Origin of the sequence: Flavobacterium sp. ALJ2 (genome assembly GCF_015594725.1) — a bacterium.
Classification (GTDB): domain Bacteria; phylum Bacteroidota; class Bacteroidia; order Flavobacteriales; family Flavobacteriaceae; genus Flavobacterium.
In genome coordinates this window covers 1-344 of sequence record NZ_JADNRC010000089.1, presented here as the reverse complement: position 1 = coordinate 344, position 344 = coordinate 1, and the positions used below count along the sequence as shown (strand labels likewise).

1 protein-coding gene is annotated in these 344 nt (G+C 37.5%); it reads right to left on the bottom strand.

Annotated elements, in window-relative coordinates:
• Nucleotides 1–344 (bottom strand): hypothetical protein (locus IUY40_RS19340; protein ID WP_229335723.1); only part of this gene is annotated, 344 nt, incomplete at both ends.

Genomic DNA, 344 nt, shown 5'->3' with positions numbered 1-344 from the left:
AGCAGTATAGTCCGTATCACTTGTGGCTGTACCTGATACTGTATAGTTTACAATCAGTGGATTACCCAGAGTAACTCCTTCTGGTAAACTCACTTTTATACTAGTACTTGATCCTTCTGCAACATCTTTTTCAGTTGGAGAAAAGTTTAATACTGTATTTGCCACATCAGTTACATCAGTAATAGTTACTGTAGCCTCCTTGGCTGCATCATCCCAAGCAAATCCAGTTAATGAACCTGTTGTTATAACACCTCCTGTTAAAATTACAGTCTCTTCACCCTCCATAACAGAATCTGACTTTGCATCTATAACAATGGCTGCAAAATTATTACCTGCTGTTATTT